Origin of the sequence: Streptomyces daqingensis, from assembly GCF_014645895.1 — a bacterium.
Lineage (GTDB): Bacteria > Actinomycetota > Actinomycetes > Streptomycetales > Streptomycetaceae > Streptomyces > Streptomyces daqingensis.
In genome coordinates this window covers 66,790-80,500 of record NZ_BMMP01000017.1, presented here as the reverse complement: position 1 = coordinate 80,500, position 13,711 = coordinate 66,790, and the positions used below count along the sequence as shown (strand labels likewise).

Here is a 13,711-nt window from a genome sequence, read left to right as displayed (position 1 = left end):
CGCTCAGCAGCACCCGGCTCCCGCGCCGCTCCCCGCCCCGGCGACGGGCAGCGAACGCCTGTTGCGGGCCGCCAGGTTGCGCGCGGCCAGCTCCCCGTCCGCGGGGTAGCCGACCTCCTCCAGCGTGAGCCCGTGCGGCCGTACGACATGGACCGCGGAGTCGCGTACACCGGCGGCGAGCACCTGTCCCGGCCAGTCCGGCGACCGGTGCCCGTCCCCGACGAAGAGCATCGCCCCGACGAGCGAACGCACCATGTTGTGGCAGAACGCGTCCGCCTTGACCGTCGCCTCCAGCACCCCGTCCCCACGGCGCGTCCAGCTGAGCTCCTGCAGCGTGCGGATGGTCGTGGCGCCCTCGCGCTTCTTGCAGTAGGCCGCGAAGTCGTGCTCCCCCAGCAGCAGCCGTGCCGCCTCGTTCATCGCGTCCACGTCCAGCGGCCAGTTGTGCCACAGGACGTGCCCGCGCAACAGCGGGTCCACGCCGGCCGGATGGTCGCTGACACGGTACGAGTAGCGCCGCCAGACCGCGGAGAAGCGGGCGTTGAAGTGCGGAGGCGCGGCGCCGACCCGCCACACCCGCACGTCCGCCGGCAGCCGCCCCGCGAGGCGCCGCAGCAGCTGCTCGCTGTGCTCGGCCCACACCGCCTTGGGCAGGTCGACGTGCGCCACCTGCCCGCGCGCGTGCACGCCGGCGTCCGTACGGCCCGCGACCGTCAGCTCGACCTGTTCCGCCTCCTCAGCCCCGAGCCGCATCACCACGCGGAGCGCGCTCTCCAGCTCCTCCTGCACGGTGCGCCGGGCGCGCTGCCTCGCCCACCCCGAGAACTCCTTGCCGTCATAGCTCAGGTCGAGCCGCACCCGGACCTTGCCGGGCTCCACCACGTCCGTCACGCAGCGATCCTCTCCGCGTAAGAGGAACAGGCCCGCCCCCCGAAGGGGACGGGCCCGCTCACGAGCTCTACGAGCGCGTCAGGAGTCCTTGGACTCCTCAGCCGCCTCGTCGCCCTCGGCCTTGGACTCGGCCGGGGCCTCGTCCGCCTTGGCGTCCTTCTTCAGGTCCGCTGCGGCCTTGTCGCCCGCGGCGTCCTTGGCGGTCCGCTTCGTGGCCGCCTCGGCCTCGCCGACAGCCTGCTGCTGCACGGTGAGGGCCTCCACCAGCTCGATGACCGCCATGGGGGCGTTGTCGCCGCGACGGGGACCGATCTTGGTGATGCGGGTGTAGCCGCCCGGCCGGTTCTCGTAGCGCGGGCCGATCTCGGTGAACAGCGTGTGGACGACGCTCTTGTCCTTGACCGTGCGCATGACCTGGCGGCGGTTGTGAAGGTCGCCCTTCTTCGCCTTGGTGATCAGACGCTCCGCCACGGGACGCAGACGGCGGGCCCGCGCCTCGGTGGTGGTGATGCGCCCGTACTCGAAAAGGTCCGTGGCGAGGTTCGCCAGCATGGCCTTCTGGTGCGAGGCGCTGCCGCCCATGCGGGCACCCTTGGTGGGCTTCGGCATCGTGCTTCTCCTTCACTGTTGCTGCACCGGCCGTGTCAGGTACCGGTGACAGTTCCGGCCGTATCAGGTACCGGAAGGGGGGTGCCCCCAGGCCCGCGAGGGCCGGGGGGAATCCCGGGCCGGGCGGATCCCGGCCAGGGAGCGGGCCCGAAGGCCCCGCTCTCACGGGTGTGACCGACGGCCTCGGCCGCCGGTCACCGCACCGCGGAACAGATCAGTACTGCTCGGTCTCCACGAACCCGGCGTCCGTGTCGTCGTCCGCGCCGAAGGCGTCGGCGGCGGCCGTCGGGTCGAATCCGGGCGGGCTGTCCTTCAGGGCGAGACCCATGCCGGCCAGCTTCGCCTTGACCTCGTCGATCGACTTCGCACCGAAGTTGCGGATGTCGAGCAGGTCCGCCTCGGAACGCGCCACGAGCTCGCCCACGGAGTGGATGCCCTCGCGCTTGAGGCAGTTGTAGGAGCGGACCGTCAGCTCCAGCTCCTCGATCGGCAGCGCCAGGTCGGCGGCGAGCGCGGCGTCCGTCGGGGACGGGCCCATGTCGATGCCCTCGGCGTCGACGTTCAGCTCGCGGGCCAGGCCGAAGAGCTCGACGAGCGTCTTGCCCGCCGAGGCCATGGCGTCGCGAGGACGCATGGCCTGCTTCGTCTCGACGTCGACGATCAGCTTGTCGAAGTCGGTGCGCTGCTCGACACGGGTCGCCTCGACCTTGTACGTGACCTTCAGCACGGGCGAGTAGATGGAGTCGACCGGGATACGGCCGATCTCCTGGCCCATCTGCTTGTTCTGCACGGCGGAGACGTAGCCGCGGCCGCGCTCGACGGTCAGCTCCATCTCCAGCTTGCCCTTGCCGTTGAGCGTGGCGAGGACCAGGTCGGGGTTGTGCACCTCGACGCCGGCCGGCGGCGCGATGTCCGCGGCGGTGACGAGGCCGGGGCCCTGCTTGCGCAGGTACATCACGACCGGCTCGTCGTGCTCCGAGGAGACGACGAGGGACTTGATGTTGAGGATCATGTCCGTGACGTCTTCCTTGACGCCCGGCACGGTCGTGAACTCGTGCAGGACGCCGTCGATCCGGATGCTGGTGACTGCCGCACCGGGGATCGAGGAGAGAAGCGTGCGACGCAGGGAGTTACCGAGGGTGTAGCCGAAACCCGGCTCCAGCGGCTCGATCACGAACCGTGAGCGGAATTCGTCGACGACCTCTTCGGTCAGGGACGGGCGCTGAGCGATCAGCATGAGGTGATGCCTCCAGTCTTCGGCAACCGCTATTTGATGCCGTACTGACAGGGTACGGGCGGCACGGAGCGTTCAGGCCCCGTACCACCCGTCCCTTATGAGCCTTACTTGGAGTAGAGCTCGACGATCAGCTGCTCCTGCACCTGGGTGTCGATCACCTGGCGCTCAGGCAGCGAGTGGACGAGGATCCGCATCTTCGACGGAATGGACTCCAGCCAGGCCGGAACCGTCTTCTCGCCGGCCTCCGCAGCCGCCACCTGGAAAGGCGTCAGGTTACGGGAGGCCTCGCGGACCTCGACGATGTCGTTCACGGACACGCGAGCCGACGGGATGTCGTTCTTGCGGCCGTTCACGGTGATGTGCCCGTGCTTGACGAGCTGACGGGCGTGGTCGCGGGACTTGGCGAAGCCGGCCCGGTAGACCACGTTGTCGAGGCGGGTCTCGAGGATGCGCAGCAGGTTCTCACCAGTCTTGCCCTGCTGACGGTTGGCCTCGTTGAAGTACCCGCGGAACTGCTTCTCCAGGACGCCGTAGATACGAGCTGCCTTCTGCTTCTCACGCTTCTGCAGCAGGTACTCGGAGTCCTTGGTGCGCCCGCGACCGTGCTCACCCGGGGGGTAAGGACGGATCTCGATCGGGCACTTCGCGCTCTCGCACTTGCTCCCCTTGAGGAAGAGCTTCTGCTTCTCCCGACGGCAGCGCCTGCAGTCGGCCCCGGTGTAACGCGCCATTGTCTCAGATCTCCTGTTTCAGCTGGTCAGACTCGGCGACGCTTGGGCGGGCGGCAGCCGTTGTGCGGGGTCGGGGTCACGTCCTGGATCGAACCGACCTCGAGGCCCGTGGCCTGGAGGGAGCGGATCGCGGTCTCACGGCCGGAGCCGGGACCCTTCACGAAGACGTCGACCTTGCGCATGCCGTGCTCCTGAGCGCGGCGTGCGGCGTTCTCGGCAGCCATCTGCGCCGCGAACGGCGTCGACTTCCGGGAGCCCTTGAAGCCGACGTGGCCGGCGGAGGCCCAGGAGATCACGTTGCCGGTCGGGTCGGTGATCGAAACGATGGTGTTGTTGAACGTGCTCTTGATGTGAGCGTGCCCGGCGGGGACGTTCTTCTTGTCCTTGCGGCGCACCTTCTTGGCGCCGGCCGTACGGCCCTTCGGAGGCATATGGATTTACTCCTGTGGAGGTCGTCGGTCCTGCAACACGGACCGCTTGCAGCGTGTCCGGTGAGGACTACTTCTTGCCCGGCTTCTTCTTGCCGGCGATCGCGCGACGCGGGCCCTTGCGGGTGCGGGCGTTGGTCTTGGTGCGCTGCCCGTGGACCGGGAGGCCGCGGCGGTGCCGCAGGCCTTCGTAGCAGCCGATCTCGACCTTGCGGCGGATGTCGGCCTGGATCTCACGGCGGAGGTCACCCTCGACCTGGAGATTGTTGTCCACGTACTCGCGGATCTTGACGAGGTCTTCCTCGGCGAGATCGCGCACGCGGGTGTCGGGGTTGATGCCGGTCTCACCGAGGGTCCGCTGGGCAAGGGTGCGACCGATGCCGAAGACGTAGGTGAGGGCGACCTCGACGCGCTTCTCGCGCGGGAGGTCGACGCCTGCGAGGCGTGCCATTCCTTGGCTCCTGATTGCTTTGCGGAGGTCTGCCGCAGCACCGTCCCCTGCCGCACGGTCCGTGCGTCCAGAGTCCTCGGCCTCCGACCGAGGGTGTCGTCCCCACCGGCAAGAATTCTCAGGCGGGGGGTCGGGTGTCTGCGTATGTACTTTTCGCTTGCGTCGCGCGAAGAGTGCGAGTGGTGCGAAGGCTCGGTCGGAGTCGCGTCAGCCCTGGCGCTGCTTGTGGCGCAGGTTGTCGCAGATGACCATGACCCGGCCGTGACGGCGGATCACCTTGCACTTGTCGCAGATCTTCTTGACGCTCGGCTTGACCTTCATGGGATGAGGTTCTCCGGGTCAGGCCGCCGCCCGCATGAGCGGGCCGACGGCTCGATCTGTCGAGCTACTTGTAGCGGTAGACGATCCGCCCGCGGGTCAGGTCGTACGGAGAGAGCTCCACCACGACCCGGTCGTCGGGAAGGATACGGATGTAATGCATCCGCATCTTGCCGCTGATGTGCGCGAGAACCTGGTGACCGTTCTGAAGCTCCACCTTGAACATCGCATTCGGCAGAGATTCGACGACAGTGCCCTCGATCTCGATGGCCCCTTGTTTTTTGGCCATGCTCTAGCGCTTCACCTTCCGGGATCGGCTACCTGGGGTGACCCCGGGCATACGAAAACCCCGGGACCGACGAGCCAGTCTACGGCACGGCCCCCGCAAAGACGAATTCGGGCAGTCTCCCCGGCAACCATGATCATCATGCAGAGGTGGCGCCAAGTGGAAACGGGTGGGGCGGCTGTCCGATTCGCCTCACCGCCACCGGCGGGCCGCCGGCTCAGGCCAGCGGGTCGGGGGCTGCCGTGACCCCGAGCTCGGCGAGCTTCGCCCTGCCGCCGTCGGGAGCGGTGAGGACGAGAGGGCCGTCCTCCGTCAGAGCCACCGAGTGCTCCCAGTGGCTCGACCAGCTGCCGTCGTCCGTCTTGACCGTCCAGTCGTCGGAGAGCACGTGCGTCTTGGGCGTGCCCAGGGTCACCATCGGCTCGATCGCGAGGCACATCCCCGGCACGAGCTTCGGCCCCCGGCCGCGACGACGGTCGACGTAGTTCAGCAGGTGCGGGTCCATGTGCATCTGCGAGCCGATGCCGTGCCCGCCGTAGTCCTCGACGATCCCGTACGAGCCGGACGCCGGACGCGGCTGCCTGCGGATGTAGCCCTCGACCGCCTTCGAGATGTCCACGAGGCGGTTGCCCTTGCGCATGGCGGCGAGCCCGGCCCACATGGACTCCTCGGTGACCCGGCTCAGTTCGCGCTGCTCGGCGGTGTGGCCCTCCCCGACGAAGACGGTGATGGCGGCGTCGCCGTGCCAGCCGTCCACGATCGCACCGGCGTCGATGGAGAGCAGGTCGCCGTCCTTCAGCACTGTCTCCCGGTCGGGGATGCCGTGCACGACGATGTCGTTGACCGAGGTGCAGATGTTGCCCGGGAATCCGCCGTAGCCGAGGAAGTTGGGCTTCGCCCCGTGGTCGGCGAGAACCTTCGCCGCCACCTCGTCCAGATCCTTGGTGCTGGCGCCCGGCACCGCGGCGGCACGGCAGGCGTCGTGCATCGCGGCGACGACCAGCCCCGCCTCGCGCATCTTCGCGATCTGCTCCGGGGTCTTGATCTCCACCATGGGCGGTGCCTCTCCTCGCCTGCTTCCTGCTGTCTGCGTCCGGACGGACGCAGCGCTCGTGCTTCACCAAGTGTGCCGTACCGCCAAACGGCCGCGGCCCCCTGGCGGGGTACCGCGACCGCAGGACGGGTTCCGGCGTCGGCCGGTCAGAACAGTCCGGTCACTCGGCGACCGAATCGCTCTGCCGCAGAGCGTTCATCGCACGCTCGGTCACCTCACCGACCTTGCCCAGGGCGGAGATCGTGGTGACCAGGTCCTGACGCTTGTAGTGGTCGATGATCGGTTCGGTCTCGCTGTGGTAGACCGCCAGCCGCTTGCGGACGGTCTCCTCGCGGTCGTCGTCCCGCTGGTACAGCTCGCCTCCGCACACGTCGCACACGCCCTCGGTCTCGGGGGCGCTGTACTCGGCGTGGAAGACGTGGCTGCTGTCGCTGCGGCAGATGCGGCGGCCCGCGATCCGCTTCACGACCTCTTCCTCCGGGACCTCCAGGTCGAGGACGGCGTCCAGCTTCTGGCCGTTCTCCTCCAGGATCCGGTCCAGGGCTTCGGCCTGTGCGATGTTGCGGGGAAAGCCGTCCAGCAGGAAGCCGCCCGCGGCGTCCTGCTCGGCCATCCTGTCGCTCGCCATGCCGATGGTGACCTCGTCGGGTACGAGCTGGCCGGCGCGCATGTACTCCTGCGCCTGCCGGCCGAGCTCCGTGCCCTGGCTGATGTTGGCGCGGAAGATGTCGCCCGTCGAGATGTGCGGGATCGACAGGTTCTCGGCGAGGAACGCGGCCTGCGTTCCCTTACCCGCACCAGGCGGCCCGACGAGGACGATACGCATCAGCGGAGGAACCCTTCGTAATTGCGCTGCTGAAGCTGGCTCTCGATCTGCTTCACGGTCTCGAGTCCGACGCCCACGATGATCAGAATGCTCGTCCCGCCGAACGGGAAGTCCTGCTGGGCGCCGAACGCGATCAGCGCGACGGTCGGCACCAGGGCGATCAGACCCAGATACAGGGCACCCGGCCATGTGATGCGGTTCAGCACATAGCTCAGGTACTCCGCAGTGGGCCGACCTGCCCGGATGCCCGGGATGAAGCCACCATACTTCTTCATGTTGTCGGCAACTTCTTCGGGGTTGAAGGAGATGGCGACGTAGAAGAAGGCGAAGAAAATGATCAGCACGAAGTACGTGACGATGTAAATCGGGTGGTCACCCTTGACGAAGTGGGCCTGAATCCACTGCGCCCAGTCGGCCTGCGAGTTGCTGAACTGCACGATCAGCGCGGGGATGTAGAGCAGCGACGACGCGAAGATGACCGGAATCACACCGGCCTGATTGACCTTCAGCGGAATGTAGGTGGACGTACCGCCGTAACTCCGGCGCCCGATCATCCGCTTCGCGTACTGCACGGGAATGCGGCGCTGCGCCTGTTCGACGAGCACCACGAGCCCCACCATCGCCAGGCCGCAGATGATGACGATGCCGAACTCGATCCAGCCGTCGGCCAGGTCGCCCTGCGTCTTGATCTGCCACAGCGCACTGGGGAAGCCGGCGGCGATCGAGACGAACATCAGAATGGACATGCCGTTGCCGATGCCCTTGTCGGTGATGAGCTCACCGAGCCACATGATGAACGCGGTGCCCGCAGTCATGCAGATCACCATCGTGGCGGTCGTGAAGACCGACTGGTCAGGGACGATCTGGTCCCGCACCTGGCACTGCGGGAAGAGGGTGCCGCTGCGTGCGGTGGCGACGAGGCCCGTCGCCTGCAGGACGGCGAGCGCGACCGTCAGATAACGCGTGTACTGCGTGATCTTGGCCTGGCCGGCCTGGCCCTCCTTCTTCAGCGCCTCGAGCCGCGGAATGACCACGACCAGCAGCTGAAGAATGATGCTCGCTGTGATGTACGGCATGATGCCGAGCGCGAAAACGGTCAACTGCAGCAGTGCGCCACCGCTGAACATATTGACCAGCCCGAAGAGGCCCTGGCTTCCCTTGGCCTCGTTCATGCACTGGTTGACGTTCTCAAAGCTGACACCCGGCACCGGGATGTGCTGCCCCAAACGGAAGAGCACCATGATGCCGAGCGTGAACAACAGCTTCTTTCGCAGGTCGGGCGTCTGAAAAGCCCGGGCGAACGCGGTGAGCACGGTGCCTCCTGCGCCCCCCGCGTCTGGCGCGCGAGAGGTGACGGTCTTGGGGGTCGACAGATACCAACAGTGCCCGCCACCTTACCGGCGACGGTGCCCGCCATGGAACGACGGACCGGGGACGCCCCGTTGGGACATCCCCGGCCAGTCAGTCAGCGAACTCAGTCAAGCTCGTTGACGGTGCCGCCAGCAGCGGTGATCTTCTCCTTGGCGGAGCCGGAGACCTTGTTGACGGTCACCGTCAGTGCCACGGAGACATCGCCGGTGCCGAGCACCTTGACGAGCTCGTTCTTGCGAACAGCGCCCTTGGCGACCAGATCGGCCACCGTGACCTCGCCACCCTTGGGGTAGAGCTCGGCCAGCTTGTCCAGGTTCACGACCTGGAACTGCTTGTGGGCAGGGTTACGGAAGCCCCTGAGCTTGGGCAGCCGCATGTGCAGCGGCATCTGCCCACCCTCGAAGTTCTCCGGAACCTGGTAACGGGCCTTGGTGCCCTTGGTGCCACGTCCAGCGGTCTTGCCCTTGGACGCCTCACCGCGACCCACACGGGTCTTGGCGGTCTTGGCGCCCGGGGCCGGCCGGAGGTTGTGGACCTTCAGCGGGTTGTTCTCCGCCATCTCAGTCGACCTCCTCGACCGTGACGAGGTGACGCACGGCGTGCACCATGCCGCGCACCTCAGGACGGTCCTCACGTACGGCCACGTCACGGACCCGCTTGAGACCGAGGGTCCGCAGCGTGTCCCGGTGGTTCTGCTTCGTACCGATGACGGAACGAGTCTGCGTGATCTTCAAGCGAGCCATTACGCACTCACCCCGGCACGCGCCCGCAGCAGTGCGGCAGGCGCCACGTCCTCGAGCGGCAGGCCACGGCGGGCGGCGATCTCCTCGGGGCGCTGAAGGCCCTGCAGAGCCGCACGCGTGGCGTGCACGATGTTGATCGGGTTCGCGGAGCCGAGCGACTTGCTGAGCACGTCGTGGATGCCCGCGCACTCCAGCACGGCACGCACCGGGCCACCGGCGATCACACCGGTACCGGGCGAAGCCGGCTTGAGCAGCACGACACCCGCGGCCTCCTCACCCTGGATCGGGTGCGGAATGGTGCCCTGGATGCGGGGGACCTTGAAGAAGTGCTTCTTGGCCTCCTCAACGCCCTTGGCGATGGCGGCCGGCACCTCCTTGGCCTTGCCGTATCCGACACCCACGGTGCCGTCACCGTCGCCCACCACGACCAGCGCGGTGAAGCTGAAGCGACGTCCACCCTTGACTACCTTGGCCACGCGGTTGATCGCGACGACGCGCTCAACGTACGCGGTCTTCTCGGCGGCGGCGCCGCCGTCCCGGCCCTTGCGGTCCCGACGCTCGCCGCCACCGGCGCCGCCACCGCGGCGCTGGGGTCCAGCCATTGGAATTACCTCTCTCGTTTACGTCCGCTGCGTAGGAACCGCACTCAGAACTTGAGCCCGGCCTCACGGGCGGCGTCAGCCAGAGCGGCAATCCGCCCTGCGTACTTGTTGCCGCCGCGGTCGAACACGACGGCCTCGACACCGGCAGCCTTGGCACGCTCGGCGACCAGTGCGCCGACCTGCTTGGCCTGCGTGCTCTTGTCGCCGTCACCACGGATCGACGAGTCGAGCGACGACGCCGAAGCCAGAGTGTGTCCGGCCAGGTCGTCGACGACCTGAGCGACCATGTGACGGTTGGAGCGCGTCACCACAAGACGAGGGCGCACGGGGGTGCCCGAGACCTTCTTGCGGATGCGGATGTGACGGCGCTTGGCGGCGGCGCGCTTGTAGGCGTCGCCCTTAGCGATCTTCACGCCGTATGCCATGGCTACTTACCAGCCTTTCCGACCTTGCGGCGGATGGTCTCGCCCGCGTACTTGACGCCCTTGGCCTTGTACGGGTCCGGGCGGCGCAGCTTGCGGATGTTGGCTGCGACCTCGCCGACCTTCTGCTTGTCGATGCCCTCGACCGAGAACTTGGTCGGCGACTCGACCTTGAACGAGATGCCTTCCGGCGCCTCGACCAGGATCGGGTGGCTGTAGCCCAGGGAGAACTCCAGGTTGGAGCCCTTGGCCTGGACGCGGTAACCGACGCCGCTGATCTCGAGGTCCTTGCTGAATCCGTTGGTCACGCCAGTGATCATGTTCGCCACCAGCGTGCGGGACAGACCGTGCAGGGCCCTGTTCCGGCTCTCGTCGTTGGGACGAGTGACGACGAGCTTGCCGTCATCGTCCTTCGCGATCTCGATGGGCGCGGCAACGGTGTGCGAGAGGGAACCCTTGGGCCCCTTCACGGCGACCGCCTGGCCATCGATGGTGACGTCCACACCGGCGGGAACCTGGATGGGGAGCTTGCCGATTCGCGACATTGCTTTTCCTCCGTTCCCTTCCGTTACCAGACGTAGGCGAGGACTTCCCCACCCACGCCCTTCTTCTGCGCCTGCTGGCCGGTGAGGAGACCGTGCGACGTGGAGATGATCGCCACGCCCAGGCCGCCGAGCACCTTCGGCAGGTTGGTGGACTTTGCGTAAACCCGGAGGCCGGGCTTCGAGATCCGCTTGATGCCGGCGATCGAGCGCTCGCGGTTGGGCCCGAACTTCAGCTCGAGAACGAGGTTCTTGCCGACCGGCGCGTCCTCGGTCTTCCAGCCGGTGATGTAGCCCTCCTGCTGGAGGATCTCCGCGATGTGCGACTTGATCTTGCTGTGCGGCATCGCAACGGAGTCGTGGTACGCCGAGTTCGCGTTCCGCAGACGTGTCAGCATGTCTGCGATCGGATCGGTCATGGTCATGTGATGGCCTTCGGCCTCTCTCGCCGGGGTTTCCTGTATGCGCCCTCCCTCTCCCCGTACTTCGCAGACGGGACGGGTGGGGTGCGGGGACCTACGGCGTAGTAAGACGGTCATGGACGTCGAGCGCCCAACCACACAAGCCTAAGCCATGTGCGGATGGACCCCGACGGCCTTGATGCTCTTACCGAGAGCCCTGGTTGACCCTGGATCCCGGAGGATCCTGCCGCCGGGAGACGCCCCTGTGGAGCGCTTCCCGTACGGCCTGGAGGGTTACCAGGAGCTCTTGGTCACGCCCGGCAGCTCGCCGCGGTGCGCCATCTGGCGAAGGCACACACGGCACAGGCCGAACTTGCGGTAGACGGAGTGCGGACGGCCGCAGCGCTGGCAGCGCGTGTACGCGCGGACAGCGAACTTCGGCTTGCGGCTGGCCTTGGAGATCAGAGCCTTCTTCGCCATGATCAGTTCTCCTTGAACGGGAATCCGAGGTGACGAAGCAGGGCACGCCCCTCGTCGTCGCTGGTCGCCGTGGTGACCACGGTGATGTCCATGCCCCGGACCCGGTCGATCTTGTCCTGGTCGATCTCGTGGAACATGACCTGCTCCGTGAGACCGAAGGTGTAGTTGCCCCTGCCGTCGAACTGCTTCGGCGACAGACCGCGGAAGTCGCGGATGCGCGGCAGCGCGAGCGACAGCAGGCGGTCGAGGAACTCCCACATCCGGTCGCCACGCAGCGTCACGTGGGCACCGATCGGCTGGCCCTCACGCAGCTTGAACTGCGCGATGGACTTACGGGCCTTGGTCACGGCCGGCTTCTGGCCGGTGATCGTGGCCAGGTCACGGATGGCTCCGTCCATCAACTTGGAGTCGCGGGCGGCGTCGCCCACACCCATGTTGACCACGATCTTGGTGAGACCGGGAACCTGCATGACGTTCTCGTACTTGAACTCGTCGTGCAGCTTGCCCTTGATCTCGGAGCGGTAGCGCTGCTTGAGGCGCGGTGCTTCTGTGGTGGCAGTCATCAGATGTCCTCACCGGTCCGCTTGGCAACGCGGATCTTGTTGCCGTCGTCATCGAAGCGGTATCCGACGCGGGTGACGACCTTCTTGCCGTCCTTCTCCACCACGAGCTGCACGTTGCTCACGTGGACCGGAGCCTCGGTCGTCACGATTCCGCCCGTCTTCGAACCACGAGCGGTCTGGCCGGCCTTGGTGTGCTTCTTGACCCGGTTCACACCCTCGACCAGGACGCGGTCCTCGCGGGGGTAGGCCACGATGACCTTGCCCTGCTTGCCCTTGTCCTTGCCGGTGATGACCTGGACCAGGTCGCCCTTCTTGATCTTCATCGGTTACAGCACCTCCGGCGCGAGCGAGATGATCTTCATGAACTTCTTCTCGCGCAGCTCCCGGCCCACGGGGCCGAAGATGCGGGTGCCGCGAGGGTCACCGTCGTTCTTGAGGATGACCGCCGCGTTCTCGTCGAAGCGGATGTACGAGCCATCGGGCCGGCGGCGCTCCTTCACGGTGCGCACGATGACGGCCTTGACGATGTCGCCCTTCTTCACGTTCCCGCCGGGGATCGCGTCCTTGACGGTAGCGACGACGACGTCACCGATGCCCGCGTAGCGCCGGCCCGAACCGCCGAGCACACGGATGGTGAGAATCTCTTTCGCACCCGTGTTGTCGGCGACGCGCAGCCGGGACTCCTGCTGGATCACGTCTATCTCCTGATCGTCTGCCGGTTCCCGGCAGGGTCACGCCCGATACGGGCGCGCCCTGCCGAGCCTGGCGGAACTGTCCTGGGGGTCCCCAGGCTGTTTGCCTGCCAATTCCTGGACGGAACTGGTTACTTCGCCTTCTCGAGGATCTCGACGATGCGCCAGCGCTTGGTCGCGGACAGCGGCCGGGTCTCCATGAGGAGGACACGGTCGCCGACCCCGGCGGCGTTCTGCTCGTCGTGAGCCTTGAGCTTGTTGGTACGGCGGATGACCTTGCCGTACAGCGCGTGCTTCACGCGGTCCTCGACGGCGACGACGACGGTCTTGTCCATCTTGTCGCTGACGACCAGACCCTCACGGGTCTTGCGGAAGCCGCGCTCCTGCTTCGTCTCAGTCACATTCGTCTCGCTCATCAGGCGCTCTCCACCGTCTCGATGCCCAGCTCGCGCTCACGCATCAGGGTGTAGATCCGGGCGATGTCCTTACGCACGGCCTTGAGGCGGCCGTGGTTCTCCAACTGCCCGGTCGCCGCCTGGAAGCGGAGGTTGAACAGCTCTTCCTTGGACTCGCGAAGCTTGCCGAGAAGCTCCTCGTCGCCCAGCTCACGCAGCTCGGAGGCCTTGGTCCCGGCCGCCATCACGACTCACCTGCCTCGCGCCGAACGATGCGGCACTTCATCGGAAGCTTGTGGGCGGCGCGGGTGAGCGCCTCCTTGGCAATCTTCTCGTTCGGGTAGGACAGCTCGAACATCACGCGCCCAGGCTTGACGTTCGCGACCCACCACTCCGGAGAACCCTTACCGGAACCCATGCGGGTCTCGGCGGGCTTCTTCGTGAGCGGACGGTCCGGGTAGATGTTGATCCAGACCTTGCCACCACGCTTGATGTGACGAGTCATGGAGATACGAGCTGCCTCGATCTGCCGGTTCGTCACATAGGCAGCGGTGACTGCCTGGATGCCGTACTCACCGAAGCTGACTTCGGTGCCACCCTTGGCCATGCCCGAGCGCTTCGGGTGGTGCTGCTTGCGGTGCTTGACCCTGCGCGGGATAAGCATGGCGG

Annotated in this window: 24 protein-coding genes; all 24 read right to left on the bottom strand. The window is 66.8% G+C overall.

Annotated features, from left to right (window positions below; translation table 11 throughout):
- Positions 1-3: 3 nt before the first annotated feature.
- The 24 genes from truA to rplP all read right to left on the bottom strand — a co-directional run bounded on the left by truA (position 4) and on the right by rplP (position 13,706).
- Positions 4-891, bottom strand: a complete 888-nt coding sequence (gene truA, locus IEY56_RS23260) for a tRNA pseudouridine(38-40) synthase TruA (RefSeq protein ID WP_189039226.1) — start codon at positions 889-891, stop codon at positions 4-6.
- Between the two features lie 78 nt (positions 892-969).
- Positions 970-1,500, bottom strand: coding sequence for a 50S ribosomal protein L17 (gene rplQ, locus IEY56_RS23255; RefSeq protein ID WP_189039225.1), 531 nt, complete (start codon positions 1,498-1,500; stop codon positions 970-972).
- 214 nt (positions 1,501-1,714) lie between these two features.
- The gene (locus IEY56_RS23250) at positions 1,715-2,737 is read right to left on the bottom strand and encodes a DNA-directed RNA polymerase subunit alpha (RefSeq protein ID WP_189039224.1); all 1,023 of its coding nucleotides are present in this window, start codon (positions 2,735-2,737) and stop codon (positions 1,715-1,717) included.
- A gap of 104 nt (positions 2,738-2,841) precedes the next feature.
- Positions 2,842-3,468, bottom strand: coding sequence for a 30S ribosomal protein S4 (gene rpsD / locus IEY56_RS23245; RefSeq protein ID WP_189039223.1), 627 nt, complete (start codon positions 3,466-3,468; stop codon positions 2,842-2,844).
- Positions 3,469-3,494: 26 nt separating this feature from the next.
- Positions 3,495-3,899, bottom strand: a complete 405-nt coding sequence (rpsK, locus tag IEY56_RS23240) for a 30S ribosomal protein S11 (protein ID WP_028433270.1) — start codon at positions 3,897-3,899, stop codon at positions 3,495-3,497.
- 67 nt (positions 3,900-3,966) lie between these two features.
- Positions 3,967-4,347, bottom strand: coding sequence for a 30S ribosomal protein S13 (rpsM, locus tag IEY56_RS23235; RefSeq protein WP_028433879.1), 381 nt, complete (start codon positions 4,345-4,347; stop codon positions 3,967-3,969).
- Positions 4,348-4,554: 207 nt separating this feature from the next.
- Positions 4,555-4,668 carry a 50S ribosomal protein L36 gene (rpmJ, locus tag IEY56_RS23230; protein ID WP_003956441.1) on the bottom strand — a complete coding sequence of 38 codons (114 nt, stop codon included), beginning with the start codon at positions 4,666-4,668 and terminating at the stop codon, positions 4,555-4,557.
- A gap of 64 nt (positions 4,669-4,732) precedes the next feature.
- Positions 4,733-4,954, bottom strand: a complete 222-nt coding sequence (infA, locus tag IEY56_RS23225; RefSeq protein WP_003948620.1) for a translation initiation factor IF-1 — start codon at positions 4,952-4,954, stop codon at positions 4,733-4,735.
- A 214-nt stretch (positions 4,955-5,168) separates the two neighbouring features.
- A complete protein-coding gene (gene map / locus IEY56_RS23220) occupies positions 5,169-6,005 on the bottom strand; it encodes a type I methionyl aminopeptidase (RefSeq protein WP_045867050.1) in 837 nt (278 codons plus the stop codon).
- Positions 6,006-6,165: 160 nt separating this feature from the next.
- Positions 6,166-6,831, bottom strand: a complete 666-nt coding sequence (locus tag IEY56_RS23215) for an adenylate kinase (protein WP_189039222.1) — start codon at positions 6,829-6,831, stop codon at positions 6,166-6,168.
- Positions 6,831-8,144, bottom strand: a complete 1,314-nt coding sequence (gene secY / locus IEY56_RS23210) for a preprotein translocase subunit SecY (protein WP_189039221.1) — start codon at positions 8,142-8,144, stop codon at positions 6,831-6,833. Before secY ends, IEY56_RS23215 begins: the two co-directional genes overlap by 1 nt.
- A 161-nt stretch (positions 8,145-8,305) precedes the next feature.
- On the bottom strand, positions 8,306-8,761 hold the full coding sequence (rplO, locus tag IEY56_RS23205; protein ID WP_189039220.1) for a 50S ribosomal protein L15: 456 nt from the start codon (positions 8,759-8,761) through the stop codon (positions 8,306-8,308).
- Between the two features lies 1 nt (position 8,762).
- On the bottom strand, positions 8,763-8,945 hold the full coding sequence (gene rpmD / locus IEY56_RS23200) for a 50S ribosomal protein L30 (protein ID WP_189039219.1): 183 nt from the start codon (positions 8,943-8,945) through the stop codon (positions 8,763-8,765).
- Positions 8,945-9,547, bottom strand: coding sequence for a 30S ribosomal protein S5 (rpsE, locus tag IEY56_RS23195; protein WP_028433263.1), 603 nt, complete (start codon positions 9,545-9,547; stop codon positions 8,945-8,947). The genes rpmD and rpsE overlap by 1 nt, the downstream gene beginning before the upstream one ends.
- A gap of 44 nt (positions 9,548-9,591) precedes the next feature.
- Complete coding sequence (gene rplR, locus IEY56_RS23190; RefSeq protein ID WP_045867045.1) at positions 9,592-9,972, bottom strand: 50S ribosomal protein L18; 381 nt, start codon at positions 9,970-9,972, stop codon at positions 9,592-9,594.
- Positions 9,973-9,974: 2 nt separating this feature from the next.
- Entirely contained in the window at positions 9,975-10,514 is a 540-nt protein-coding gene (gene rplF / locus IEY56_RS23185) for a 50S ribosomal protein L6 (RefSeq protein ID WP_045867044.1), read from the bottom strand.
- A 23-nt stretch (positions 10,515-10,537) separates the two neighbouring features.
- Positions 10,538-10,936 (bottom strand): 30S ribosomal protein S8, encoded by a 399-nt coding sequence (gene rpsH / locus IEY56_RS23180; protein ID WP_045867043.1) that lies wholly within the window; start codon positions 10,934-10,936, stop codon positions 10,538-10,540.
- 270 nt (positions 10,937-11,206) lie between these two features.
- Positions 11,207-11,392, bottom strand: a complete 186-nt coding sequence (locus IEY56_RS23175) for a type Z 30S ribosomal protein S14 (RefSeq protein ID WP_028433259.1) — start codon at positions 11,390-11,392, stop codon at positions 11,207-11,209.
- 2 nt (positions 11,393-11,394) lie between these two features.
- Positions 11,395-11,955 (bottom strand): 50S ribosomal protein L5, encoded by a 561-nt coding sequence (rplE, locus tag IEY56_RS23170; RefSeq protein ID WP_189039218.1) that lies wholly within the window; start codon positions 11,953-11,955, stop codon positions 11,395-11,397.
- Positions 11,955-12,278 carry a 50S ribosomal protein L24 gene (gene rplX, locus IEY56_RS23165; protein ID WP_028433869.1) on the bottom strand — a complete coding sequence of 108 codons (324 nt, stop codon included), beginning with the start codon at positions 12,276-12,278 and terminating at the stop codon, positions 11,955-11,957. Before rplX ends, rplE begins: the two co-directional genes overlap by 1 nt.
- Before the next feature lie 3 nt (positions 12,279-12,281).
- The gene (rplN, locus tag IEY56_RS23160; RefSeq protein ID WP_019354942.1) at positions 12,282-12,650 is read right to left on the bottom strand and encodes a 50S ribosomal protein L14; all 369 of its coding nucleotides are present in this window, start codon (positions 12,648-12,650) and stop codon (positions 12,282-12,284) included.
- Positions 12,651-12,778: 128 nt separating this feature from the next.
- Positions 12,779-13,063: a 30S ribosomal protein S17 gene (gene rpsQ, locus IEY56_RS23155; RefSeq protein ID WP_070017418.1), complete on the bottom strand. Its 285-nt coding sequence runs from the start codon at positions 13,061-13,063 to the stop codon at positions 12,779-12,781.
- A complete protein-coding gene (rpmC, locus tag IEY56_RS23150; protein ID WP_028433254.1) occupies positions 13,063-13,287 on the bottom strand; it encodes a 50S ribosomal protein L29 in 225 nt (74 codons plus the stop codon). The genes rpsQ and rpmC overlap by 1 nt, the downstream gene beginning before the upstream one ends.
- A complete protein-coding gene (gene rplP, locus IEY56_RS23145; RefSeq protein WP_045867040.1) occupies positions 13,287-13,706 on the bottom strand; it encodes a 50S ribosomal protein L16 in 420 nt (139 codons plus the stop codon). Before rplP ends, rpmC begins: the two co-directional genes overlap by 1 nt.
- Positions 13,707-13,711: the final 5 nt, after the last annotated feature.